The 24,653-nt window shown below is 53.8% G+C and carries 28 protein-coding genes; 27 read left to right on the forward strand and 1 reads right to left on the reverse strand.

Annotation, left to right across the window (positions count from 1 at the left end; genetic code table 11):
* Positions 1–461 precede the first annotated feature (461 nt).
* The 27 genes from EDM58_RS12515 (at position 462) to EDM58_RS12645 (ending at position 23,804) form a co-directional block, all read left to right on the forward strand.
* Positions 462–761 carry an EthD family reductase gene (locus EDM58_RS12515; protein ID WP_031306119.1) on the forward strand — a complete coding sequence of 100 codons (300 nt, stop codon included), beginning with the start codon at positions 462–464 and terminating at the stop codon, positions 759–761.
* 3 nt (positions 762–764) lie between these two features.
* A complete protein-coding gene (locus EDM58_RS12520) occupies positions 765–1,226 on the forward strand; it encodes a hotdog fold thioesterase (protein WP_122913634.1) in 462 nt (153 codons plus the stop codon).
* A 106-nt stretch (positions 1,227–1,332) separates the two neighbouring features.
* Positions 1,333–1,725: a PaaI family thioesterase gene (locus EDM58_RS12525; RefSeq protein ID WP_122913791.1), complete on the forward strand. Its 393-nt coding sequence runs from the start codon at positions 1,333–1,335 to the stop codon at positions 1,723–1,725.
* A gap of 13 nt (positions 1,726–1,738) precedes the next feature.
* Entirely contained in the window at positions 1,739–2,524 is a 786-nt protein-coding gene (locus EDM58_RS12530) for an enoyl-CoA hydratase-related protein (RefSeq protein ID WP_122913635.1), read from the forward strand.
* A gap of 45 nt (positions 2,525–2,569) precedes the next feature.
* On the forward strand, positions 2,570–3,898 hold the full coding sequence (gene paaK / locus EDM58_RS12535) for a phenylacetate--CoA ligase PaaK (RefSeq protein ID WP_122913636.1): 1,329 nt from the start codon (positions 2,570–2,572) through the stop codon (positions 3,896–3,898).
* Positions 3,899–3,928: 30 nt separating this feature from the next.
* Positions 3,929–4,702 (forward strand): enoyl-CoA hydratase-related protein, encoded by a 774-nt coding sequence (locus tag EDM58_RS12540; protein ID WP_122913637.1) that lies wholly within the window; start codon positions 3,929–3,931, stop codon positions 4,700–4,702.
* A 9-nt stretch (positions 4,703–4,711) separates the two neighbouring features.
* Complete coding sequence (locus EDM58_RS12545) at positions 4,712–5,488, forward strand: enoyl-CoA hydratase-related protein (protein WP_122913638.1); 777 nt, start codon at positions 4,712–4,714, stop codon at positions 5,486–5,488.
* A gap of 23 nt (positions 5,489–5,511) precedes the next feature.
* A complete protein-coding gene (locus EDM58_RS12550; RefSeq protein WP_031306117.1) occupies positions 5,512–6,369 on the forward strand; it encodes a 3-hydroxyacyl-CoA dehydrogenase NAD-binding domain-containing protein in 858 nt (285 codons plus the stop codon).
* Positions 6,353–7,102 (forward strand): 3-hydroxyacyl-CoA dehydrogenase family protein, encoded by a 750-nt coding sequence (locus EDM58_RS12555; RefSeq protein ID WP_122913639.1) that lies wholly within the window; start codon positions 6,353–6,355, stop codon positions 7,100–7,102. The genes EDM58_RS12550 and EDM58_RS12555 overlap by 17 nt, the downstream gene beginning before the upstream one ends.
* A gap of 5 nt (positions 7,103–7,107) precedes the next feature.
* Positions 7,108–8,310 carry a thiolase family protein gene (locus EDM58_RS12560; RefSeq protein ID WP_122913640.1) on the forward strand — a complete coding sequence of 401 codons (1,203 nt, stop codon included), beginning with the start codon at positions 7,108–7,110 and terminating at the stop codon, positions 8,308–8,310.
* 49 nt (positions 8,311–8,359) lie between these two features.
* The gene (locus EDM58_RS12565) at positions 8,360–9,559 is read left to right on the forward strand and encodes a thiolase family protein (RefSeq protein WP_122913641.1); all 1,200 of its coding nucleotides are present in this window, start codon (positions 8,360–8,362) and stop codon (positions 9,557–9,559) included.
* Positions 9,560–9,581: 22 nt separating this feature from the next.
* Positions 9,582–9,992 carry a thioesterase family protein gene (locus EDM58_RS12570; RefSeq protein WP_122913642.1) on the forward strand — a complete coding sequence of 137 codons (411 nt, stop codon included), beginning with the start codon at positions 9,582–9,584 and terminating at the stop codon, positions 9,990–9,992.
* Between the two features lie 168 nt (positions 9,993–10,160).
* Entirely contained in the window at positions 10,161–10,988 is an 828-nt protein-coding gene (gene paaX / locus EDM58_RS12575; protein WP_122913643.1) for a phenylacetic acid degradation operon negative regulatory protein PaaX, read from the forward strand.
* Between the two features lie 133 nt (positions 10,989–11,121).
* Positions 11,122–12,000 carry a branched-chain amino acid ABC transporter permease gene (locus tag EDM58_RS12580; protein ID WP_122913644.1) on the forward strand — a complete coding sequence of 293 codons (879 nt, stop codon included), beginning with the start codon at positions 11,122–11,124 and terminating at the stop codon, positions 11,998–12,000.
* Positions 12,000–13,016 (forward strand): branched-chain amino acid ABC transporter permease, encoded by a 1,017-nt coding sequence (locus tag EDM58_RS12585; RefSeq protein ID WP_122913645.1) that lies wholly within the window; start codon positions 12,000–12,002, stop codon positions 13,014–13,016. Before EDM58_RS12580 ends, EDM58_RS12585 begins: the two co-directional genes overlap by 1 nt.
* A complete protein-coding gene (locus EDM58_RS12590) occupies positions 13,013–13,792 on the forward strand; it encodes an ABC transporter ATP-binding protein (RefSeq protein ID WP_122913646.1) in 780 nt (259 codons plus the stop codon). The genes EDM58_RS12585 and EDM58_RS12590 overlap by 4 nt, the downstream gene beginning before the upstream one ends.
* 4 nt (positions 13,793–13,796) lie before the next feature.
* Entirely contained in the window at positions 13,797–14,540 is a 744-nt protein-coding gene (locus tag EDM58_RS12595) for an ABC transporter ATP-binding protein (RefSeq protein ID WP_122913647.1), read from the forward strand.
* Between the two features lie 35 nt (positions 14,541–14,575).
* Positions 14,576–15,808, forward strand: coding sequence for an ABC transporter substrate-binding protein (locus tag EDM58_RS12600; protein WP_122913648.1), 1,233 nt, complete (start codon positions 14,576–14,578; stop codon positions 15,806–15,808).
* 99 nt (positions 15,809–15,907) lie between these two features.
* Positions 15,908–16,738: a methyl-accepting chemotaxis protein gene (locus EDM58_RS12605; protein WP_246000700.1), complete on the forward strand. Its 831-nt coding sequence runs from the start codon at positions 15,908–15,910 to the stop codon at positions 16,736–16,738.
* Between the two features lie 120 nt (positions 16,739–16,858).
* Positions 16,859–17,827: a 1,2-phenylacetyl-CoA epoxidase subunit PaaA gene (paaA, locus tag EDM58_RS12610; protein ID WP_122913649.1), complete on the forward strand. Its 969-nt coding sequence runs from the start codon at positions 16,859–16,861 to the stop codon at positions 17,825–17,827.
* Between the two features lie 9 nt (positions 17,828–17,836).
* Positions 17,837–18,178: a 1,2-phenylacetyl-CoA epoxidase subunit PaaB gene (paaB, locus tag EDM58_RS12615; RefSeq protein WP_122913650.1), complete on the forward strand. Its 342-nt coding sequence runs from the start codon at positions 17,837–17,839 to the stop codon at positions 18,176–18,178.
* 17 nt (positions 18,179–18,195) lie between these two features.
* Positions 18,196–19,029 carry a 1,2-phenylacetyl-CoA epoxidase subunit PaaC gene (paaC, locus tag EDM58_RS12620; protein WP_122913651.1) on the forward strand — a complete coding sequence of 278 codons (834 nt, stop codon included), beginning with the start codon at positions 18,196–18,198 and terminating at the stop codon, positions 19,027–19,029.
* A gap of 14 nt (positions 19,030–19,043) precedes the next feature.
* Positions 19,044–19,547: a 1,2-phenylacetyl-CoA epoxidase subunit PaaD gene (gene paaD / locus EDM58_RS12625; protein ID WP_122913652.1), complete on the forward strand. Its 504-nt coding sequence runs from the start codon at positions 19,044–19,046 to the stop codon at positions 19,545–19,547.
* A 23-nt stretch (positions 19,548–19,570) separates the two neighbouring features.
* Entirely contained in the window at positions 19,571–21,013 is a 1,443-nt protein-coding gene (locus tag EDM58_RS12630; protein WP_122913653.1) for an NAD-dependent succinate-semialdehyde dehydrogenase, read from the forward strand.
* Positions 21,014–21,241: 228 nt separating this feature from the next.
* Positions 21,242–21,700 carry a DUF420 domain-containing protein gene (locus tag EDM58_RS12635; RefSeq protein WP_023558448.1) on the forward strand — a complete coding sequence of 153 codons (459 nt, stop codon included), beginning with the start codon at positions 21,242–21,244 and terminating at the stop codon, positions 21,698–21,700.
* 118 nt (positions 21,701–21,818) lie between these two features.
* On the forward strand, positions 21,819–22,754 hold the full coding sequence (gene cyoE, locus EDM58_RS12640) for a heme o synthase (RefSeq protein WP_023558447.1): 936 nt from the start codon (positions 21,819–21,821) through the stop codon (positions 22,752–22,754).
* Positions 22,755–22,889: 135 nt separating this feature from the next.
* Positions 22,890–23,804, forward strand: a complete 915-nt coding sequence (locus tag EDM58_RS12645) for a COX15/CtaA family protein (protein ID WP_122913654.1) — start codon at positions 22,890–22,892, stop codon at positions 23,802–23,804.
* A gap of 45 nt (positions 23,805–23,849) precedes the next feature.
* Here the strand turns inward: EDM58_RS12645 and EDM58_RS12650 are convergent, their stop codons facing one another.
* Positions 23,850–24,620 (reverse strand): hypothetical protein, encoded by a 771-nt coding sequence (locus tag EDM58_RS12650; RefSeq protein WP_122913655.1) that lies wholly within the window; start codon positions 24,618–24,620, stop codon positions 23,850–23,852.
* Positions 24,621–24,653 lie beyond the last annotated feature (33 nt).

Consider the following 24,653-nt stretch of genomic DNA (forward strand, 5'->3'; position numbering starts at 1 on the left):
ATAACCGAATGCCAAGGAAAGAAGAACATCGGAAAGCCGTATGAGGGAGAACCTCACGTACGGTTTGATGAGGGGGAACTGATAGGAGTAAGGCGACCAAACGGTCGCCAGAAAGCGTCAGTTCTCTACTCTACACCCTGAATTTCTTCTCCGAAGTCGGCTGCTTTTGGCCGCGGTTCCGCCTTTGGAGTGGAAGCGGACAGGGATGCCCCTCAGCAAAGATCCCAACCCGCCTGGAGCTTTCTCCCTTTTTCCTCCCCAACACTGCAGCTGGTAGACCGCCATACCAAAAAGACAGCAAAATAACTGAATATTCCATATAATCATTTTAATCCCCTTTTTAAAAATACTTGCGCCATGAACGAAGTGTTTATATAATAAAAACAATAACGTGCGTTAAAATAACGTTATATAAATTGTTGTCACACTTTAAAACTCTTGAGGAAAAGGCAGGGATCATGATGGTTAAATTGGTAGCGATTTATCGGAAACCAGAGGATGTCGAGGCATTTGACAAGCACTACTTCGAGGTTCACGCCCCGTTGGCTGAAAAAATGCCGGGCCTGATCAAAATGGAGGTAAGCAAGGTCATCGGAGCTCCTGGCGGTGAAAGCGACTTGCATCTGATTGCGGAAATGTATTTTGAATCCAAAGACGCGCTTCTGGAAGCGTTGTCATCTCCAGAAGGACGTGCGGCAGGAAAAGACTTGCGCGGCTTTGCAGGTCCCATTATTTCTATGCACATCGCTGAACTGGTATAAGTCATGAGCAGTAAAAAATTTATAGACGAAAGCGAGCTTCACCGCAAGCACTACGACGAAATTTGCAAAAAATTGGTACAGGATCAATTTGCGAAATTTCTCGGAATCAGGCTGGTCGAACTGGGTGAAGGGACGGCTACGGCGGAAGTCATTGTCCAGGAGCATATGCTGAATGCCCATGGCACTGCGCATGGGGCTATCATTTTTTCACTGGCAGACTTCACTTTTGCAGCCGCCTGTAATTCCTACGGAAAAACATCTGTAGCCTTATCGATGAATATCGGCTTCCTGGCTGCGGCGATGAAAGGAAACCGGCTGGTCGCGACAGCGACGGAAGAGAAGAAAAACAACCGCACCGCCTGGTATCGGATTCGCGTTGAAAGCGAGCACGGTCTCGTGGCTACCCTGGATGCATTGGCATACAGAAAAAATGAATATTTCGTGGAGCCAGACGAAGAGAAGTAGGGAACAGGAGATACGGTCAGGAGAAGGATGCCGCATGCTTCGTGCTTGGGCTCCTTTCCCCGTTTTAGAAGCCCTCAGGGAAGGATAGGAAGAGAGGACGATGCAAGTGACCGAGGAAATCAAAAACCGCTTTAATCACTACCTGGGGATAGAAGTCCTGCATCGCGATGACGAGGGATGCAAGGTGGCGCTAACCATTCGCCCTGACTTGTACAACAGTATCGAAGGAGTCGTGCACGGCGGAGTGACGGCGACTTTGGCAGACGTTGCGATGGGACACGGTGCTGCTCCGCATGTGGACGGAGTTCAGCAATGCGTAACCGTCGAAAGCAAGATCCAGTACTTGTACCCCGCGAGAGGCGAACGGCTGGAAGCGGAATCCCGCGTGCTGAAGCGCGGCAAGAACCTGATCATCATGGAAGCACGAGTCACCTGCGACGGCAAACTGGTAGCCTGTGCGACCGGGACATATGCGAGGGTTCACAACCAAAAGGGATAGATGGAGGAAAAGGATGACTCAGGAAACCGTAAAATGGGAACGCGACGGGTACATGGGCATCATTACCCTGAACCGTCCGGATGAGCTGAATGCCTTAAATTACGATACTCTAGTCCGGCTAGGCGAGATCTGTGACGAGATTCGCCTGAATCAAAAAGAGGTTCGCGTCGTGATCGTTCGGGCCCAGGGACGCGCTTTTTGCGCAGGAGCAGATCTCAAGGAGCGCCGTACCTTGAACGAGCAGCAAGTACGCCGCAATGTACGCAAGATCCGCGACGTGTTTACAGCCGTGGAAAGACTGCCTCAACCAACGATTGCCATGATCAACGGCTTTGCATTCGGCGGCGGGTTTGAGCTGGCGCTTGCCTGTGATTTCCGCTTTGCGGGAGCCGAGGCCAAAATGGGCCTGACAGAGGTAAGCCTGGGGATCATTCCCGGTGCTGGGGGTACACAGCGTCTCTCCCGCCTGATCGGACCATCTCGTGCGAAGGAATTGATTTTAAGCGCCCGCCGCATCACCGCGCGTGATGCATACCAGCTTGGAATCTTGAACGGCGTCGCGGAGAATGGCGAGGAGCTGGAGGAGCAAGCGTATGGACTCGCACGCGAGATTCTCGAAAATGCTCCGCTCGCTGTCTACCAGGCAAAAGCGGCGATTGATCGCGGGGCAAGCGTTGATCTGCAGACGGGACTGGATATCGAGACGATGTGCTACGAGGTCATTATTCCGACCCGGGACCGATTAGAAGCGTTGGAGGCCTTTCGAGAAAAGAGAAAACCCGTATTCAAAGGGGAATAAACGAATTTTCAACCATAGAGAAAAGCGGAATGGGGGAGAATATACATGATCTTCAACATGGAAATGGAAACGCTGTCAAAGGACAAAATGGAAAAGCTTCAACTGGAGCGTTTGCAGGAAACGGTAAAGCGCGTGTATGAACGGGTTCCTTTTCATAAAAAAGCAATGGATACAGCCGGGGTCAAACCTGATGATATTCAAACGATCGAAGATATTCAAAAGCTTCCGTTCATGAAGAAGACCGATTTGCGGGAAAACTATCCTTTTAACCTGTTCGCGGTCGAAATGAGCGAAGTAGCGCGCATCCACGGTTCTTCCGGAACCAAAGGAAAGCCCACTGTTGTCGGATATACCAAAAAGGATTTGGAGAACTGGGCGGAAATCGTCGCGCGTGCCATTTGCTGTGCGGGGGGACAGCCGGGTGATATTTTCCATAATGCATATGGCTATGGTCTGTTTACCGGCGGTCTTGGCTTGCATAACGGCATTGAGCGCATGGGTGCTGTCGCTGTCCCTGTCTCCGGCGGAAATACACCTCGGCAAATTACATTGATCGAGGATTTCCAGCCAAGAGGGATTGCTGCCACCCCTTCGTACGTGTTGAATATCGTCGAGGAAATGAAAAAGCAAGGGATCGATCCTCGCGCAACGAGTATCAAGTACGGAATTTTTGGCGCAGAACCGTGGTCCGAGGAAATGCGCGCCCAACTGGAAGAAGCCTTGGACATCAAAGCGGTCGATATTTACGGGCTGAGTGAAGTGATGGGTCCCGGCGTATCCATCGAATGCCATGAGGTGCAGGATGGATTGCATATCGCAGAGGACCATTTCTACGCGGAAATCATTGATCCAGTGACAGGTGAAGTTCTTCCGTATGGACAGGAAGGAGAGCTTGTTTTCACGTCTCTGACCAAAGAGGCTTTCCCTGTCATTCGCTACCGCACGGGAGATATCGCTTCCCTCAACCCGGAGCCATGCAAATGCGGACGCACCACCATGCGCATGTCCCGCATCAAAGGGCGCGTCGACGACATGCTGATTATTCGCGGCGTGAACGTGTTCCCGACGGAGATCGAATCCGTGCTGCTCACCTTCAACCAGCTGGCTCCGCAGTACCAAGTAGTCATCGAACGCGACGGTGCGCTCGATCGGTTTGAAGTCCATTGCGAGCTGACCCAGGAGTATGCCAGCAAGATTGGCAGCCATGATCCGGCAGCCCTTGCGCCATTGGTAAAAGAGATCAGCCACATGATCAAATGCACGCTGGGTGTAACGGTGGTCCTGCGAGTCCTGCCGCCGAATTCCTTGATGCGCAGCGAAGGAAAAGCCATTCGCATCGTGGACAACCGCAACAAACCGCAGCCTGCGATCTGATAGCTGCTTCACGAAAGGGGGAGGGACGTCATGTCGTACGCGTATATCAAGGTGGCTGTTGAGGACGGTGTCGGTGTGATCGCACTCAATAGACCGAAGATTCTCAATGCACTAAACCTTCAACTGATGGATGAGCTGGTCAGCGAGCTGGAGCGGATGGATCAGGATGCGGACATTCGCGCAATCCTTTTGACTGGCAATGACAAGGCCTTTGCGGCAGGCGCGGACATCAACGAGATGGCGGAAGCATCGGCAATCGAAATCATGAAGCGTGATCAATTCGCCGTCTGGGATCGGATCTCCCTGATCTCCAAGCCGATCATCGGGGCTGTCAGCGGTTTCGTTCTCGGTGGAGGCTGCGAGCTGATGATGAATTGCGACATTGTCATAGCTTCAGAGACGACTGTCATTGGCCAGCCGGAGGTCAAGCTGGGCGTCATGCCGGGAGCAGGCGGCACACAACGCCTGACCCGAGCGGTCGGCTTGCAAAAAGCGATGGAGATGCTCTTGACTGGCGAGCCGATCTCGGCCAAGGAGGCGGCTCGATACGGACTGGTGAACCGGGTAGTTCCTGTCGAAGCCTACTACCAGGAAGCCCTCAGGCTCGCGAAGCAAATCGCGCAGCAAGCGCCGCTCGCTGTCCAGGTCATTAAAAAGAGCGTGCATAAAGCGCAGGATTTGCCGTTGGCAGATGCGTTGGATTACGAGCGCAACGCCTTTTATCTCTTGCTGGCAAGCGATGATCGCAAGGAAGGCATGCAGGCATTTTTGGAGAAGCGCACTCCCCGGTTTACGGGAAACTAGGAGGCAGCCATGTACGATACGATTCTCTATGAGGTAACGGACGGTATCGCTGTCCTGACGATGAACCGTCCCGACAAGTTCAATGCTTTTACGGCAAAGATGAACAAAGAGATTACGGATGCCTTGAAGCAAGCCCAGAAGGATTCGGAGGTTCGCTGCATTCTGCTGACGGGGGCGGGACGCGCCTTCAATGCAGGGCAGGACTTGGGAGAGGTCTCCGATGGGAATGTGGATTTCGGCGGCTTTTTGCGCGATCGATACAATCCGATGATTCTCCAATTCCGGAAAACGGAAAAACCGATTATCGCCGCAATCAATGGGGTCGCAGCAGGGGCGGGGATGAGCATCGCGCTTGCTTGCGACATCCGATTGGCTTCCGATAAGGCTTCCCTGGTGAATGCCTTCGTCAATATTGGTCTGGTGCCTGATTCGGGCGGCTGCTACTTTTTGCCCCGGATCGTCGGGATCGGGAAGGCGCTGGAGTTGGCGATGACCGGGGAAAAGGTGCCAGCGGAGGAAGCGCTGCGCCTGGGACTGGTCAATCAGGTGTACCCAGCCGAGCAGTTTATGGAGGAAGCGATGGCCTATGCCCGCAAGCTGGCTTCCCTGCCGACACGAGGGATCGGCTTGATCAAGCGCGCGATGTACAAAGGCCTGGAAATGGACCTGGAGCAGACACTGGAATACGAAGCGTATGCCCAGGAAGTGGCGGGCAGTACAGAGGATTATCAGGAAGGGGTTCGTGCGTTCATGGAAAAACGCGCTCCCCGCTTTACAGGGAGATAGGCGCGAAGAGGAGGTTCGGACGAGTGAACACAAAAACAGTAGGCGTCATCGGTGCCGGAACGATGGGGGCAGGAATTGCCCTCGTCTGCGCCAGAAAAGGCCACGTGGTCAAGCTTCTGGATGCCAATCAGGCTGTCCTGGATAAGGCTCTTGGCTACTTGCAGTCGACCTTGTCCCGGGATGTAGAGAAGGGCAAGATCAACGCGGAACAAAAGACGGATACACTGGAGCGGGTCCACCTCGTCTCCGACATGGAACAGTTGGCTGTATGCGAGATAGTGATTGAAGCTGTACCTGAGCGGCTTGATTTGAAGAAAAGCATTTTTTCCGAGCTGTCGCGGATTTGCAAAAGCGACGCGTTGCTCTTGACCAATACATCTTCGATTTCGATCACGGAAATTGCCGGAGGACTTCCGCATCCCGAGCGCATTCTCGGTTTTCACTTTTTCAACCCGGCTCCGGTCATGCCATTGGTCGAAGTTATCCAAGGGAAGAAAACCAGCGAAGAAAACATGCAGACCGCGTATCGTTTTGCCGAGGAGCTGGGCAAAGTGCCTGTCCGGGTGACAGACACGCCGGGCTTTATCGTCAATCGCATCGCGCGTCCTTACTATAATGAAGCATTGCGCATTTTGGGCGACCACGTCGCGAATGCCGAGCAGATCGACCGCATCATGAAAGAAGCTGGCGGATTCAAGATGGGCCCGTTCGAGCTGCAGGACATGATCGGCATCGACATCAATTTTGCCACCACTCAGTCGGTGTACAACGACTTCTTCCAGGAAGGCAGATTCAAGCCCAGCCGGATTCAACAACGCATGGTTCAGGCCGGCAGTCTGGGCAGAAAGACGGGGGAAGGCTTTTATGACTACAACAAATAAGCAAACCGTCATCTTGACGGGGGACAGTCCGCTTCACGCAGCGTTTTCTGCTTTACTCACGGAGCAGGGCCATCAGGTGATGTCCTTGGAGGAAGCTGTACAGACTCCTGAAGCCGTTACCCTCGCTTTGGAAGTGAATAATTTCGATTTGACGAAAAAGCGGGAGCAGCTTGCTGAACTGGATCGCTTGCTCCCTGCCCATGTCCCGGTTGTGACCACATCCCTGGCGATCACGGCGACAGAAGCGGCGTCCTGGACGGAGCATCCCGAGCGAATCTGCGGTTTTGGCACGCTCGTTCCACTTGCGGAAAGGAAGCTGATCGAGATCGCCCCGGCTCTGCAAACAGAAGAGGAGACGATTCGCAACACAGAAGCCTTTTTTCACTCGCTGGGCAAGGAGACGGAGCTGGTCGAGGATGAGGTGGGACTGGTTTTTCCTCGCATTCTCACACTGATCATCAACGAGGCTGCCTTTACCTTGATGGAAAAGGCTGCGACACCGCAGGATATCGACATCGCGATGAAAAAGGGGACCAATTATCCGTATGGGCCGCTGGAATGGGCCGATCGGATCGGATTGGATGAGATTTATGCGATTTCCCGCGGCCTGTCGCGCGATCTGGCCGAAGAGCGGTACCGCACAGCACCGCTGTTGCGCAAGCTGGTGCTCGCCAAGCGTTTTGGCATTCGCAGCGGGCAAGGCTTTTACTGCTATGAAAAAGAGGAGGTGTGAAGCGGATGCAGACATTGACACGTACAGAAGTTTATGTGGCCGCAGCCGTTCGCACCCCGATCGGAAAATTGGGCGGCAGCTTGAAGCATACACCGATCGATGATCTGACTGCGATCGTTCTAAATGGAGCATTAAAGCAAGCAGGACAGTCTGGCGAGGCCGTGGACGGTGTGATCATGGGGAATGTGATTTCCGCAGGACCGTTCATCAACATCGCCCGGGTTGGCCTTTTGAAAGCCGGATTGCCGGAAACAGTGCCGGGCCTCACGGTCAACCGCGTCTGCGCCTCGGGGCTGGAAGCGATCAATCTGGCCGCCCAGTCGATCCAGGCGGGACACAGCAGCGTCATGCTGGCAGGCGGAGTGGAGAACCTGACACGCTCCCCCTACATCATGGAAAAGTTCGAGCAACCTTATCAGCGCGGAACGCAGACGCTGATGGAATCCTTCGGCGGGCCTCGTTCTGCTCCCGTCTCTTTGTACGGGGAGCTGACGATGGGCGATACGGCTGAGAATGTAGCGGAGCAGTTCGGAATCAGCCGCGAGGACCAGGACCTGTTTGCAGCGGAAAGCCAACGCCGCGCCATCGCTGCCATCGATGCGGGACGTTTTCGCGAAGAGATCATCCCTGTTGAGCTGGTTGATAAAAAAGGAAATGTCACCGTGTTTGATACGGATGAATTCCCTCGCCGCGATTCCAGTCTGGAGTCATTGGCGAAGCTGCGCCCGGCATTTCGCAAAAACGGCAGCGTTACAGCTGGCAACTCATCGGGTATCAACGACGGTGCCGCCGCTGTCCTGCTAATGAATGAAGCAAGTCTCAAGGAAAGCGGTCTTTCCCCAATGGGAAGAATCGTTCACTTCGCTACTGCCGGCGTGGACCCGCGCATCATGGGAATCGGTCCGGTAGCGGCGATACGCAAGCTGCTGGCGGAAGTGGACATGACGGTCGAGCAGATCGATTTGTTTGAATTGAATGAGGCCTTCGCATCCCAGTCGCTGGCCTGCATGCGCGAGCTGGGATTGCCGTCTGATAAGACCAATGTGAATGGCGGAGCGATCGCGCTGGGACATCCGTTGGGCTGCAGCGGCGCCAGACTTTTGGGGACGATTTTGTACGAGCTGCGCCGCCGCAAGCAGCGCTATGGCGTCGTCTCCTTGTGCATCGGCGGAGGACAGGGGTTGGCTACGCTCGTAGAAGCGCTGTAAGAAAAAGAGGCAGGCTGTCTGTACAGACTGCGGGATGGAGGAATAGGAGATGAACACACCTGTCATTATCGATGCTGTGCGGACTCCGATTGGACGGATCGGCGGCGCGTTGAAAGAAGTGCGCCCGGATGATCTGGGGGCCTTGGTCATTCAAAAGCTTCTGGAGCGCAATCCGATCGATCCGAAGCGAATCGATGACGTGATTATGGGCTGTGCCAATCAAGCAGGGGAGGATAATCGCAATGTAGCGCGGATGTCCCTGCTGCTTGCCGGTCTCCCGGTAGAGGTGCCAGGGGTTACCGTCAATCGGCTGTGCGGCTCCGGTCTGGAAGCTGTCAACCAAAGCGCCTATGCAATCAAGGCTGGAGCAGGCCAGGTCTATATCGCAGGGGGGACCGAGAGCATGACGCGGGCGCCGCTGGTGATGTTGAAGCCCGGCACAGCGTTTCAGCGCGGCAACCAGCAGTTGGTGGACACGACCCTGGGCTGGCGGCTGGTGAATGAAAAAATGGTGGAGATGTATCCGCCGATCAGCTTGGGTGAGACTGCGGAAAGGGTAGCGGAGCAGTACCAGATCAGCCGCGAGGACCAGGATGCCTTCGCGCTGCGCAGCCAGCAGAACTACGCACGGGCACTGGCAGAAGGAAAATGGGAAGCGGAAATCGTGCCGGTAGAGCTGCGTGGGCGTAAAGGCGAGGTAACGCTCTTTTCGCAAGACGAGCATGCCCGCCCGGAGACGACTCTGGAGCAATTGCAGAAGCTGAAGCCGGCTTTTCAAAAGGACGGGACAGTGACGGCGGGCAATTCCAGCGGTCTGAACGATGGCGCAAGCGCCCTGCTGATCATGGAGGAAACAGCAGCACTGGAGCTGGGCTTACGACCGCGCGCCCGGATTATTGCTTCCGCCGTAGCGGGGGTCGACCCTTCTGTCATGGGGATCGGACCTGTCCCGGCGACACGCAAGGCGTTGAAGCAGGCTGGTCTGTCCGTGGAGCAGATCGATCTCTTTGAGTTCAACGAGGCGTTCGCGGCACAGGCGGTAGCCAGCGTGCGCGAGCTTGGCGTAGACGAGAACCGGGTCAATGTAAACGGCGGTGCCATTGCGTTGGGCCATCCCCTTGGGTGCAGCGGAGCGCGGATCATGACCACCTTGCTCTACGAGATGGAGCGGCGTGAAGCCCGCTATGGCTTGGCGGCCATGTGCATTGGCGTAGGCCAGGGCATCGCGACGATTATCGAACGCGTATAGCCGTTACGAGGAGGAGAATCTCATGAACAGCGGACTGCAGCCAGGGACGACAGCGGAAATCACCGTGAAGGTCACTTCGGATATGTTTCCTGCCTTCGATGGTCAGGTCGTCCATCCGGTCATGTCGACAGTCAGTATGATTTATTACATGGAAATGGCTGGACGCCACGTCATTTTGCCCTATCTGGAGGATCATGAGGAAGGCTGCGGGCTCGCTGTCGACATCAAGCATGTCGGGCCTGCGGTCGAGGGGCAGGAGGTTACGTTTCGGGCAGTCTGTGTGGAAGTGACGGAAAAACGGGTGGTGTGCGAGGTGACAGCGGACACCACCCGCAACCGGGTAGGGGTGGGAACCTTTACCCAGGCGATTTTCAACAAGCACGACATGAGTCGCAGATTCCAAGCCATTCAAGAGGAAGCAGACACGAAATAAGAAATTTCGACAGAATAAATTGACTATTATGAAATGGTCTAATATAATAACGTTATAAAAACGTAATACATTATAACGTCATATGAAGTCGAGCCGTTCACGTACTCGTAGAGATTATGGTACAATTTCACAGCGACGAGGTATGAATTGATCTACGGGGTGAATAGAGTGAAGCCACAATCGATGTTGTTCACGATTTACGGGGAATATGTCCGCCATTATGGCAGTGAGATCTGGATTGGCAGCTTGACCAAGCTGATGGGCGAGTTCGGATTGTCTGAGCCTGCTGTCCGCGCAGCCATCTCACGGATGCTTCGCCAAGGCTGGCTGGAGTCGCGAAAGGTAGGAAATCGCAGTTATTATTCCGTATCAGGGCGCGGCAAGAAGCGTTTGGAAGAGGCTGCTGAGCGGATCTACAAGGTCGATACAGGTGTATGGGACGGCAAATGGTGCATTGTCAGCTACAACATTCCAGAGGAACGCCGCGCTTTGCGGGACCAATTGCGCAAGGAGCTGGGCTGGATGGGATTCGGGATGCTGACAACCAGTACCTGGATCAGTCCCAATCCGTTGGGAGATCGCGTCAAGGAGCTTACCGAGGCATACGAGATCACAGACCATGTGGAGATTTTCACAGCCGAGCACCAGGGCTGGAGCGATTCCAAGCTGCTTGTGCGCAAATGCTGGAATATCGATGAGATCAATGAGAAGTACAAGGAATTCATCGATAGCTATCGCCAGGAGTACGAAGAGCTGGCTGACAAGATCCGCCATGACCAGGAGGTCGCCGACAGCCACTGCTTTGTACAAAAAACAAATCTTGTCCACCAGTATCGCAAGTTTTTGTTCATCGATCCTGATTTGCCGCAAGAATTGCTGCCGGAGCTGTGGCTGGGCAAAGAAGCGGATCAGTTGTTCCAAAACTACTACGAACTTTTAAATCCAGGGGCTATTCGATTTTTCGAGAACGTGTATGAGGCAGCGCCATCCAGATAGGAGGCGGTCACGCACAGATGGGCCCTAGCATGTCTAGGGCTTGTCTACATGCCGATGCAACTCCCATTTTTTAAAATGTAAGCGTTTCATATGGGAAAAAGTGCAAGAGATCAAGAGGGGGTTTGGCGCATACATGACAGAATTGTTGCAGTACGTGGCAAATGGTCTGGTTAGCGGCGGGATTTACGCTATTGTCGCCGTCGGGTTCATCACCATCTACAACGTAAGCAAGGTGATCAATCTGGCGCAGGGAGAATTTTTGATGCTGGGCGGGATGGTGACGGTCGCGATGATCGGAATGAACGTTCCGTATGCGGCAGCGGTATTGCTGGCCATCCTTGTGGTTACGCTGATTGGCGTGATGATGCAGAAGTATGTGATTGCATATGTGAAGAAAGCTAATCCAATAAGTTTGATAATTCTGACAATAGGCATTTCCACACTGATTCGCGGGGTCGCCAGTTTGATCTGGGGCAAAGACGCTTTTGCGTTGGAGCCGATCACGAGCAATGAGCCAATCACGCTGGCAGGCGTGACGATCGCACAGCAAAGCGTCTGGATTCTGGTTTCCGTTCTCGTCATCCTGATTTTCCTGTGGTACCTGATGGAGAAAACCATTCTCGGCAAAAAAATCAACGCCTGCTCCATTAATCCGATGGCCGCTCGCCTGATGGGAATCAGCCCAGCCAAAATGAGCATGCTGGCTTTTGGCATCAGCGGAGCGACAGGAGCGATCGCTGGCATCGTGATTGCACCGCTCAGCGTCACCTCCTACGACATCGGCGTGCTCCTCGGAATCAAAGGCTTCTCCGCCGCAATCCTCGGCGGACTGGGAAATCCATTGGGAGCTGCGGTTGCCGCCTTTTTGCTCGGGATCGTCGAATCGCTGGGAGCAGGCTATATCAGCTCCGGCATGAAGGACGCAATCGCCTTTCTGGTGTTGATCGGTGTGCTGCTGATTAAGCCATCCGGCATTTTTGGAGAGCGCAGCGTAGGGAAAGGAGGGCTATGATGAAGCAGGTTATCCAGAAATGGGGAAAAAGCTTTGGCATTTATCTCGTCTTAATGATTCTCTTTCCATTCGTGATGCCGGATGAGTACTACCGCTCCGTAGGCATCATTATCGGACTGCATGCGATCGTCACCATCGGACTTTGCCTGGTGATGGGGTTGGCAGGACAAATCTCCTTGGGCCAGGCAGCATTTTGGGGGATCGGGGCGTACACCTCGGCTGTATTGACTACCAAATACGGACTGCCTCCGCTCGTCGGGCTGGTGGCTTCGGCTATCGTGCCGGGACTGTTCGCCTTCATCCTCGGGCGAGCCATCGCCGGACTGCAAGGGTATTACCTCGCGATGGCTACCTTGGCCTTCGGCTATATCGTGCAGATTGGCATTACGGAATGGGAGCCGGTCACAGGCGGCGCAAGCGGAATGATCAGCATTCCCCGGGTTCCCTTTTTCGGAGACAGCGAACTGTCCATGTACTACCTGATCTGGGCTGTCGTGAGTTGCGTCTTGCTGTTCTCTCTCAATTTGCTGAACTCCAGGGTAGGCCGTGCTTTTCGCGCCATCCATAAAAGCGAGATCGCCGCAACCTCGATGGGGATCGATGTGCGCCGCTTCAAGCTGAATGCCTTCGTCGTCAGCGGCATGTTTGCGGGCATCTCCGGCGGATTGTACGCCCATTACATGGGAATTCTCGATCCGCAGCCGTTTGGGCTGCATGAGTCGATCAAGTTTCTCACGATGGTTGTCGTCGGCGGTATGACAAGTATCTGGGGAGCCTTGATTGGTACCTTGCTGATCAATTTCATCAGTGAAGGTTTGATCGCGATGAGCGAATTCGTCCCTGGCTTGCAAGGGGACATCGACACCATCGTATTCGGAGGCATTCTGGTGCTGATCATCATGTTCATGCCAGAAGGACTTGTGCCGCGCATTCGCTCCCTCTATGAGAAGTCGCGGGCCAAAAAGGCGAAAGCCAGGGAAGAACTTCAGCGGATGGAAAGGAAGGCGACAACATGACAGCTTTGTTGGAGGTACAATCCCTTTCACGCGATTTTGGCGGCGTGCGAGCCGTCAATCGGGTCGACTTTCAGGTGAAGCAGGGAGAGATCCTGGCTTTGATCGGTCCCAATGGTGCAGGGAAGAGCACAGTGCTCAACATGGTCTCCGGGGTCATCCCGCCTTCAGAGGGGGAAATCCGCTATAACAATCAAGGCTTGGCGCAGGTGCCAGGTTACGAGTATGCAGGACTTGGCATTACGCGGACCTTTCAAAATCTGCAGACCTTCGATGACATGACCGTACTGGAAAATGTCATGGTCGGGATGCATACCAAGACCAAATCAAGCCTCTTTTCCTGCGGTTTGAATCTTGGCCGCGCCCGCAAAGAGGAACAAAAGATGAGGGAGCAGGCGCAAATGTGGCTGGAGCATGTCGGACTCGCTTCGCTGGCTTTTGCCCAGGCAGGCAGTCTGCCATATGGCAAGCTGCGTTTGATGGAGATCGCCCGGGCGATGGTGGCGGAACCAACCTTATTGCTCCTGGACGAGCCTGCGGCAGGTCTGAATCACACGGAGACCGCTGAGATGAGCAAGATGTTTCAGGATATTCGGGCGAATGGAACCGCCATTTTGCTGGTAGAGCACGACATGGACATGATCATGGCGATTGCCGATCGGATCGTCGTGCTGGATCAAGGCACCAAGATCGCGGAGGGCACTCCGCGCGAAATCCAGGAAAATCCGAAAGTGATCGCCGCCTATCTGGGGACGGAAGAAGAGGAAGGCAGGGGGTGAAGAGATGGCAAAAGAGATCTTGAAGGTCGATAATATCGTGGCTCGCTACGGCCCGGTAGAGGTCCTGCACGGCATCAATCTACAGGTGAATGAAGGAGAGATCGTCTCGCTGCTCGGCTCCAACGGTGCAGGGAAAACGACCTTGCTGAATTGCATCTGCGGCTTGCATGACGCCAAGGAGGGACAGATCTGGTTTCAAGGAGAGCAGATCACCCGGGTCCCAGCCGAGCTGGTCGTCGGACGCGGCATGGCGCATGTACCGGAGCGCAGACAAATTTTCTCTACGCTGACCGTAGAGGACAATCTCTGGCTGGGTGCCTCCGTGCGGCTTCCCAAGACAAGCAAAAAGGAAATCGCCAAAGAAATGGAGACTGTCTACGAGCGCTTTCCCATTCTGGCAGAGCGCAAATGGCAGCTCGGCGGAACCCTTTCCGGCGGCCAGCAGCAGATGCTGGCGATCGGCAGGGCATTGCTCTCCAGACCCAAGCTCCTGCTGCTGGACGAGCCATCACTGGGACTCGCTCCCCTGATTGCCAAGGAAATTCTGGAGATCGTGCAGGAAATTCGTTCGCAATGGGGCACGACCGTCCTGTTGGTCGAGCAAAATGCGCGGGCCGCGCTTGCCATCTCCGACCGTGCCTATGTACTTAGCACCGGAATGGTGATGCTCGAAGGAACTGCAGAGGAAATCAGCAATGATCCACGTGTGCAATCTGCTTATCTGGGACATTCCCACGAAGCGGTTTGACATAATAAGCCACAAACATTCTAGGGGGTTTCACTATGAAAAAAAGCCAGATCAAAAAGTGGTTGTACCCATTGGCAGTTGCTTCCCTCGTCATGCTTTCAGCCTGTGGTGGAGGAGCGCAGCCAGCGGGGACTAGCGGAGGCGGCAGCACAGGCGGAGAACAACCGGCAGGACAAGCTCAGCCAGCCGCGGAGTCTTCCAAAGAGCCGATCAAGGTGGGCGCAATTTTCTCCCTGACAGGTGCCAACAGTCCGCTCGGCGTGCCAGAAAAGCAGGCGGTGGAATTGCTGCTGAAAGAAATCAACGAGGCAGGCGGCGTCGATGGCCGTCCGGTCGAAATCATCTTTGAAGACGACAAATCAGACAATACAGAAGCAGTGAAAGCGATCAAGAAGCTGGTATCCAAAGACAAGATCGTAGCGGTTCTGGGCTCTTCCGGAAGCGGCCCATCGCTTGGGATGGCTGAGTTCGCGGCTGCCGAAAAGCTCCCGATGATCTCGATGGCAGCGGCTGACCAAGTGACCAATCCGGTTCGGGCCGGCATTTTCAAAACACCGCATACCGATGTGCACGGAACCAAACGCATTTTCAAATACCTGCAAGAAAAGGGCATCACCAAGATTGCCACATTGAACGACAGCAACCCGTACGGCAGCGGTTGGACGCAGCAGATCCAAAAATACGCTCCTGAATACGGCATTACGATTGTAGCCGAAGAAAAATACGGCACAAAAGATCCTTCCATGAGCTCGCAATTGACGAAGATCAAAGGAACAGACGCACAGGCGCTGATCGTAGCAGGGACCAACCCGGCACCCGCTACCATTGTAAAGGAAGCGAAGCAGCTCAATCTGGGCATTCCGATCATCAGCAGCCATGGTTCGGCGAACAGCAAGTTCCTGGAGCTGGTCGGCGACGCGGGTGAAGGTGTGCTGATGGTAGCAGGCAAATTGCTCGTGCCGGATCAGGTAGATGCCAACGATCCGCAGGCTGCGATCATCAAAAAATTCGTAGACGGCTACAAAGCAGCGTACAATGCAGAGCCGGACGGTTTCGCCGGCTACGGCTACGACGGTCTGAACCTGCTTGTTGAGGGCCTGAAGCAAGCAGGCGGCGATGCCTCCAAGCTCGGAGAAGTATTGGAAAAAGTAAATTATGTAGGAGTAACCGGTGAGTTCAAATTCTCGGCTGAAGACCATAACGGCTTGACGGAAGACAGCATGATTATGGTGGAAGTCAAGGACGGCAAGTTTCAGCTTTTGAAGTAAGGCCTTACAACTCTTGGAAGAACGTCAGATGGCTGTTCCTTTCGCATGGAAAGCGTGCGAGGGGAATAGCCGTTTTCGTCAAATCGTCAGGAGGTATGAATGGTGTCCAAGCTGATAGACAGTGTGCTTATGGTAGCACCGATTTTGCAAAAAGCTTTTCTGTTTGACTGCATGATCGGGGTTACAGACAGGGAGAAGTTCCTGGCTTACTACCCGACCAAAGGCTTGAATCTGGGGATTCGGGTAGGGGATCCGCTGCGACCTGGCAGCATTAATGCCACAGCGATAGCGGAGAACCAGCGGGTTGTACGCAAAATTGGCAAGGATGTTTACGGGATTCCCTATATTGCGGTCGGCTATCCGCTCGTCGAAAACGGGCAAGTGGTGGGGTGCCTGTCCACCGGTGTAACGACGGATCAGGAAGACCGCTTGCGGGGGTTGGCGGAAAGTCTTACCGATGCTTTGGAAGGCATCGCCCAGCATACGGAAAGTCTGGCCCAAGAAGCGGACGAGCTGTCTTCTGCCAGCCTGACCTTGAGTGACGCGGCGATTCAAATGGAAAGAAAAATAGCTGAAACCTCGCAGATCAGCCAATTGATTCGGGATATTTCCACGCGCTCCAATGTGCTCGGGCTCAATGCCGTTCTGGAAGCGGCGCGGGCAGGTGCTGCAGGTCGCGGCTTTTCCGTCGTGGCGGAGGAGATACGCAAGCTTTCGAACACCACTTCGACGTCAGCCAAAGACATTTTTCGCATCCTTGATGAAATGAATGAGTTGGTAGGTCTGGTCTCCAGTGAAATGGAGAAGACGAGGAACCACAGCCTGCATCAGTCGACACGCATCCAGGAGCTGTATGCCGTCATGCAGGAGCTGCGCCGGATGGCCGATCAGTTGAGAGAGGCAGCCGTTATGGGCGGACGATCAGAATAAAGAAAGGGTTTTCACGAATGCAGTATTGCGAAAACGTATGACGTTATGTTATTATAACGTTACAAAAACGTATTATAAAAATAACATAAGCTAGTCCAGATAAAAGGGAGGGCTTACTCCATGCAAACACGAATGGAACATTCGGAATTGACGGAAAATGAAAAAATGGAAGCGTTCTTAGCCCGCATCGACCGAGGAGAAAAAATCGAAGCGGATGACTGGATGCCTGCAGATTACCGCAACCAACTGATCAAGCTGATCTCCATGCACGGCATCAGCGAGATTATGGGGGCATTGCCGGAAAAGGAATGGGTGCCAAAAGCGCCGACACTGCGCCGCAAGCTGGCGATTATGGCGAAAGTGCAGGATGAGATGGGGCATGGTCAGCTCTTGCTTCGCGTGGCCGAGGATCTAATGGCTCCCTTGGGCAAAACGCGCGAGGATTTGATGCAGGATTTGTTTACTGGCCGTCTGAAGTTCCACAACGTCTTTCACATGGAAGCGCCTACATGGGCAGACGCCGGAGTGATTGGCTGGCTGGTGGACGGTGCGGCAATCATTACCCAAACGATGTCGCTCGATACGTCTTATGCACCGTATGCGCGTGCGTTGCATCGCATTTGTGCAGAGGAGAAATTCCACGCACAGCACGGGGAGAGCATTGTTCTGGAATTGGCGGAGGGTACGGAAGCTCAGCGTCAAATGCTGCAGGAATCCATCACTCGCTGGTGGCCATCCTTGCTGATGTTTTTCGGTCCGCCAGAAAACGGAACGATTACGAGCAACCAGTCCGCCAACATGAGATACAAGATTCGCTCGCAGACCAACGAAGAGCTGCGCCAGGCGTTTTTGACCAAGTACGTACCGAGAATCTTCCACCTCGGATTTACGCTGCCGGATGAAACGATCCACTTCGATGAAGCCTCAGGCCAATGGATCTATCAACAACCGGATTGGGAAGCGTTCAAGCTGATTGTCAAAGGGCAAGGCCCGCGCTCTGCCCACCGTCTGAACCTTCGGGAAACTTCCTATGAAGATACAAAATGGGTGCGGGATGCGATCATGTCGTTTGGCCGCCAAGCAGGGTAGGTGAAGAAAATGGGTACAGAAGCAAAAAAGGATTTTGACATCTATGAGGTATTCAGCCAGAAAAACGTGACATCCTCATTCGTCCATCAGTTCAGCCTGCTGGCGCCGAACAAGGAAGTGGCGCTGACGATGGCGAGAGAGAACTTTCTGCGGCGCGAGCCTTGCTTTAATCTTTGGGTCGTCAAACGGGACGATATCTACGGCCTGTCTCCAGAAGAGCGCCCGTTCCTGGAGCGGCTCGATAACAAAAGCTATCGGGAGACCAAAGGCTACGGAGATCTGCAGGCGAGATGGCGCAAGCACAAAGAGCGTTATGAAGAACAGCAGCAAAAAGCGAAGAGCGGCAGCTAAGCGGGAGGGAAGCAATCATGGCCGATAGAGTACTCATAGAAACAGCAGAGCAAGCAAAGCAAAATCAGGAATACGCGCAAGCCTTGGCTGACCTCCTGTTCCAGCTTGCCGATGACGATTTCATTCTGGCTTACCGGGGATCGGAATGGCTGGGGTTGGCGCCTCACATCGAAGAAGATGTCGCCTTTTCCTCGATGTCCCAGGATATGATGGGTCACGCCGTCATGTTTTATGAAATGCTGGAGTCGCTGGGACTTGGAAAAGCGGATGATATCGCACAGCTTCGAGAGGCGAAGGACTTCCGCAATGCCATTCTGGTCGAGCGCAAAAATGGCGCTGGAGAGTATAACGACAATCCTCATTATGACTGGGCGTATGCGATTGTCCGCAGTTATGTATACGGCCTGTACAAGCAAGTCCGCCTGGAAGCGTTGCAGCAATCCACGTATGTGCCGCTCGCACAGGTAAGCCGCAAGATGATGACCGAGCATCGCTACCATCTGATGCACTGGCAGGTGTGGCTGAATCAGTTGGCGAACAGCACGAAGGATGCCCGGCAAAGACTGGAAGCGGCGATTGCCAAGGTGTGGCAGGACGCGGGTGAACTCAGCGATCTGGGTCCAAGCAAGGAGCAAATCGTTCGCTTCGGTTTGATTGCAGGCGAAGAAATACTGCGCCAAAAATGGCTGGCGAAAACCAGGGAGATTTTCCAAAGTGCCGGATTGAACTGGCCGGGAGAACCAGGAACTGCGTCAGAGCGTGGGCGGGCTGGCGAGCATACCGCCGACCTGGAACAGGCTGTAGCTACCTTGTCCGAAGTATATCGCATCGATCCGGCTGCGAGCTGGTAAAAGGGGTGAATGGCATGGCGCAAGACCTGAATCAAATCGACGAGAGACTGGAAGCGACATGCTGGGAACTGCTGCAGGAAGTCAAAGACCCGGAAATTCCGGTGATCAGCATGGTGGAGATGGGCATGATTCATCGGGTGCAGGCAGAAGGGGGCATTGTCAAGGTGGAGGTACTCCCTACCTTTGTCGGTTGCCCTGCCCTTGAAATCATGAAAAAAAACATTACAGAAAAGCTGGCGGAGGCAGAGGGAATCGAGGAGGTCAAAGTCGACTTCATCTATGATCCGGCCTGGACCTCAGACCGCATCGCGCTAGAGGCGAGGGACAAATTGCGCAGCTTCGGCATCGCGCCGCCGCCGTTTAATTACAAGCCGGGAGATTCGTGGGAAGTGAAATGCCCGTATTGTGATTCTCCTTTTACACAGATTGAAAATCTTTTCGGTCCAGCAGCATGCCGCAGCATCTTGTACTGCCGACACTGCAAAAATCCGTTTGAAGCCTTGAAACCTATCTATTGAAAGATTGAGAGGAGCGAAAAGTCATGGGAGAAAGCAAGCAAATGTATATCAATGGAGAGTGGGTCTCTGCCGAGAGCGGGGAAACCTTGGCGGTCATCAACCCGGCGACATGTGAGCAAGTCGGCACAGTCTCGTTCGGTGACGCAAGAGAAGCCAAAAAGGCGATTGATGCCGCGCACGAAGCTTTCCAAAGCTGGTCTCGCCTGACAGCTCGTGAACGTTCCAAATATTTGAGCACGCTGGCTGAATTGGTCCGCAAAAACCGAGATGAGCTCGCAGGGCTGATTTCTGCCGAGATGGGCAAACCTCTGGGAGAAGCAAAGGGAGAAGTGCTGGGCGCTGTCGACAACTTCGTCTGGTATTCGGAGGAAGCCAAACGCGTGTACGGAGAAACCATTCCTTCTTCCGTGGCGAACAAGCGGATCATGGTCCTGCGCCAGCCTGTTGGGGTCGTGGGGGCGATTACTCCCTGGAACTTCCCGATCAACATGGTGGTGCGCAAAATCGCCCCGGCACTGGCAGCGGGCTGCACTGTCGTCCTCAAGCCAGCGGAGAGCACACCTTTAACCGCTGTGCGTCTGTTTGAACTCATCGAGCAAGCCGGGTTCCCCAAAGGCGTCGTCAACCTGGTTGTCGGAAACGCGGAATCCGTCGGTGGGGAGTTCCTGGACAATCCGAAGCTGAGCAAAATCGCCTTCACCGGGTCTACCCGCGTCGGCAAGCTGCTGATGGAAGGGGCAGCCAAGCAAGTGAAGCGCGTCAGCATGGAGCTAGGCGGTCACGCGCCGTTTATCGTCTTTGCAGATGCGGATCTGGATGCGGCTGTAAAGGGCTTGTTCGAGAGCAAGTTCCGCAACTCCGGCCAAATGTGCATTTGCACGAATCGCCTGTACGTACACGAAGAAGTGGCGGATGCCTTCACGGAGAAGCTCGTCGAGCGCCTGAAGCGGGCGAAGGTGGGAGACGGACGCGAGAAGGAGACCGAAATCGGACCGCTCGTCAATGAACGCGCTTTGAACAAGGTTCTGGAGCATATTGAGGATGCCAGAGACAAAGGCGCTCAAGTAGTGTTCGGCGGCAACAGAATGACAGAGGGCGATTACGCCAAAGGCTTCTTCTGTGAGCCTACGGTCATCTCCAATGTGACCACTGACATGAAAATTACTTATGAAGAAACGTTCGGACCAGTCGTGCCAATCGTCCGCTTTACGGATGAGGCAGAAGTCGTCCGTCAGGCGAATGACACGCGCTACGGTCTGGCAGCCTATGTCTACACCCGCGACAACCAGCGCTGCTTCCGCATGGCGGAAGAGCTGGAATACGGGATTGTCGGGATCAATGACGGCTCCCCGACACAGACGCAAGCGCCGTTTGGCGGCTTCAAGGAAAGCGGAATTGGTCGCGAAGGCGGACACTTCGGGATGGATGAATATTTGGAGACCAAATTCGTTTCCTTTGGTTTGTAAAAAGGTTCTGCTAGAATGGGAGGAGCTCAGGACAAGATTGTCCGGCTCTTCCTTTTTTTTCGTCACATTTGTCAACACTTTGTTCAATTTGATGTGAGAACATTGGCGAAAACAACGGTATAATGGAGAATGAATACAGGGTACCCTTTTTAATAGACTACCATTGCGGCGAGAGCTTGCCAGCTCGCGTCAGCGGATAGAAAAAGAGAACAGATGAGGTGTAGAATAATGGCCATCTTGTTGCCCACGATCAGTACATCCTTTATTGCGATCAGTGGAATTCTGGTAGCGTTCGGCTGGTACGCGATCGCCAAAAAAAATATCGAACGACATATGAAGCTGATGAAATGGGCAGCGATTTGCGCTACGATTTTCTTCATCACATATGTATCACGCACGGCTCTTGTCGGGAACACACTCTTCGGCGGTCCGGACAATATTCGTGTCATCTACCAGGTATTTCTGATCTTCCACATTATCCTGGCTACGGTTGGGGGCGTAATGGGGCTGGTCACACTCAACTACGCGTACAAGAAACGTTATGACAAGCACAGAAAGATCGGTCCTTGGACATCCGTTATCTGGCTGGTGACCGCCATTACGGGAGTGACCGTGTACACGCTGCTGTATTTGATTTACCCCGGCGGTGAGACTACCGGCGTCCTCGATGTGATTTTTGGCTGGTAATGGGCAGTCTATACAAGTTGACTACATTCTTGGGCATTGGCTAAAATGAAACATAGTTTGCCGTTTGAACGAGGGGACATTCGTCTTTACAGATAGATTCTGATAGGAGGTATACAACGTGGATCAGCAAGTGACGATGCAGGAATCGCTGAACAGCGACACACCCATGCAGGCACAACCGGTGGAAAAGGCCACTTGGCGCGACTATGTGGAAATGACAAAACCGGGCATTACCATCTCCAACATGATGACCACATTTGCGGCCCTTTGGCTAGCTTCCTTTGGTTTTCCAAACTGGAAACTTGCGATCTTGACCATGATCGGGACAGCGCTCGTCATCATGTCGGGCTGTACGTTAAACAACTTTTATGACCGCGATCTGGACAAAAAAATGCAACGGACCAAAAATCGTGCTGTTGCCACAGGGCGCATATCCGCCCGGAACGCTTTGATTACCGGAATCGGCTTGTTGCTTCTTGGGTTGGCTATCCTGGCTGTGTACGCTAATCCATTGGCAGCCGTTTGGGGACTGATTGGTCATATTTTCTACGTATTGATCTATACACCGCTGAAGCGCGTAACGACTTTAAATACAGTCATCGGAGGGGTTTCCGGTGCTGTACCGCCAGTAATCGGCTGGGTAGCAGTGACTGGGACGATGGACTTTACCGGCTGGCTGCTCTTCCTCATCCTGTTCTTGTGGCAGCCGCCTCACTTCCTCGCATTGGCGATGATGAAGACGGAAGAATATCGCGCAGGCAACCTGCCAATGCTGCCTGTCGTCAAAGGCTTTGCCGAAACCAAGCGGCAAATGTTCCTCTGGGGTTCGGTGCTGTTTCCGGCATCCTTGCTGCTGTTTTTGCATGGCAGCGTCGGATACGTCTACCTGATCGTCATGGGTATCATGGGCCTGCTCTATGTTGTGCTGCTCTATCAGGGCTTCCACGCCAAGGATGATTTGGCTTGGGCGAAAAAGCTGTTCGGCTACTCGATTCTGTATTTGACGATCTTCTGCGTAGCCATTGTTGTCAGTACGATGGTTTACCATTATTGACACGGAACCATCACGAAATGTTCACTGAACATCCCTTGCTTAGCAGGGGATGTTTCACTATCGTAGGAAGGGACAGATGTTGGAGGCAGCGGATGCTGATCCTCGAACCTTCTACAGAAACAGGGTGTAGCGACTATGGAAAAATGGCTGAAGCCGTTAGCGGTTCTCTCTACGATCGTCATGTTCATCGTCATGGTTGCCGGATCGCTGGTAACCAAAACGGATTCTGCATTGGGATGCGGAAATGATTGGCCTTTGTGCAACGGCAAATGGGTGCCGGAATACACACTGGCTTCCATCATCGAATACTCGCATCGACTCATTACCGGAATTGCCGGGATTATCGTCGTGGTTTTCTCTGTGCTATGCTGGCGCGCTTACCGCGGCAATCGTGAAGTTCGCAGTCTCGCCATCTTCGGGTTGTTTTTTATTGTGGTCGAATCGCTGTTGGGCGCTTCTGCCGTCATTTGGCCGCAATCCTCTCCCGTGCTGGCCCTTCACTTCGGCTTTTCGCTTCTTGCCTTCAGCGGTGTTTTTTTGCTGACGCTGTTTGTTTTGCAACGCGAAAAGATGGAGCGGATGGTGCAGGGACCGGTGACGCAAAAGTTTCGCAATTGGATCTGGGGCGCGACGATTTACGCCTACGGTGTGGTATATCTCGGCGCGTACGTGAGACACACCGGCTCCAGCTTGGGCTGCAGCGACTGGCCTTTGTGTGAGGGCAAGCTGATTCCTGAGCTTTCCGGTCAGACCGGGATCGCTTTTGTTCACAGACTGGGAGCGCTGCTGCTGGCAGTCTTGCTGCTGGGGATCATGATCTACGCCATGCGCCACTTCAAACAGACTAGGCGTGATCTGTACGGCGCAAGCATCTTGTCCTTTGTCCTGATCCTGGTGCAGGTCGTAAGCGGCGGTGTGCTGGTTTTGTCCAGGCTCCATCTGTACACGACGCTGTTCCACTCTATGGTGATTACGATATTGTTCGGCGTCATGTGCTACATGTGCCTGCAGTCCTTGAAATCACCGCGGGACAAAAAAACGCTGAAATAAGACCGAACGCAGCAAGCCGCTTCTGATGGAGGAAGCGGCTTGCTGCTATTTTTGCGGCGCTTTTTGGAAGGCGCCATTGTTCCAAGAGAGAATCTCGGTCGTCGTTTCCGCCTTTTTGGAGAGCGGAAGTCCAGTGTCAGGGTCCAGCTCCTGGGTTGTTTGCCAGGTGTAAAGCAGTGGATGCTCCGTATCCGCGCCAACCAGCTGGTAGCTTCCTGCCATCTGGATAAGCTGGCCGCCAGGAATGGAGGAGGTTCCCTGGAGCGTGCCGCTCCACGCCTCGACGAGTTTTCCGTCCTGCAGGTACCAGAGATGGGCTTCGAGGATGTCCACGCCGGAGCCGCCAGTCCGGTTTATCGTTTCAAAGAGGCGTTTGCCGGCTACGCGTCCAAGCTCTTGGACAGGCTGGCTGTTCCATTCCGAAGTGTCTTCGTATCGCGTCGTATCCCAGCGGTCCAGTTGAAAGCGAGGCACATTCCAGGATTTCTCTGCGATCAGTTTATAGCTGCCATCTGCTTGGCGATCCAGAACGTAGAAGCTGCCGATGTGGACGGCTCCATTATGCTTGGCGATGATTTCCATATCGTCATCGTCGTCGAGATTGACGGTTTGGAATTGAAAGGAATCTGTGGTGACCGGGTCTTTTGCTTGTTCATTGATCCAGTCCATGACCTCTTGTCTGGGTGAGTCCACAAGTGCAGCTGGATTCGTGACAGGGGCAGGGACAGAGGCAGACAGGGAAGTGATCGGGAGGATCTGGGCGATCGCAAACAAAGCAAGACCGGCGACGGCGATGGCTGTTTTTTTCTTAGGCAAGAATAGACGGCTCCTTCCAAAGGCTGATGCTTA

It is taken from the genome of Brevibacillus panacihumi, from assembly GCF_003710985.1.
Lineage (GTDB): Bacteria > Bacillota > Bacilli > Brevibacillales > Brevibacillaceae > Brevibacillus > Brevibacillus panacihumi.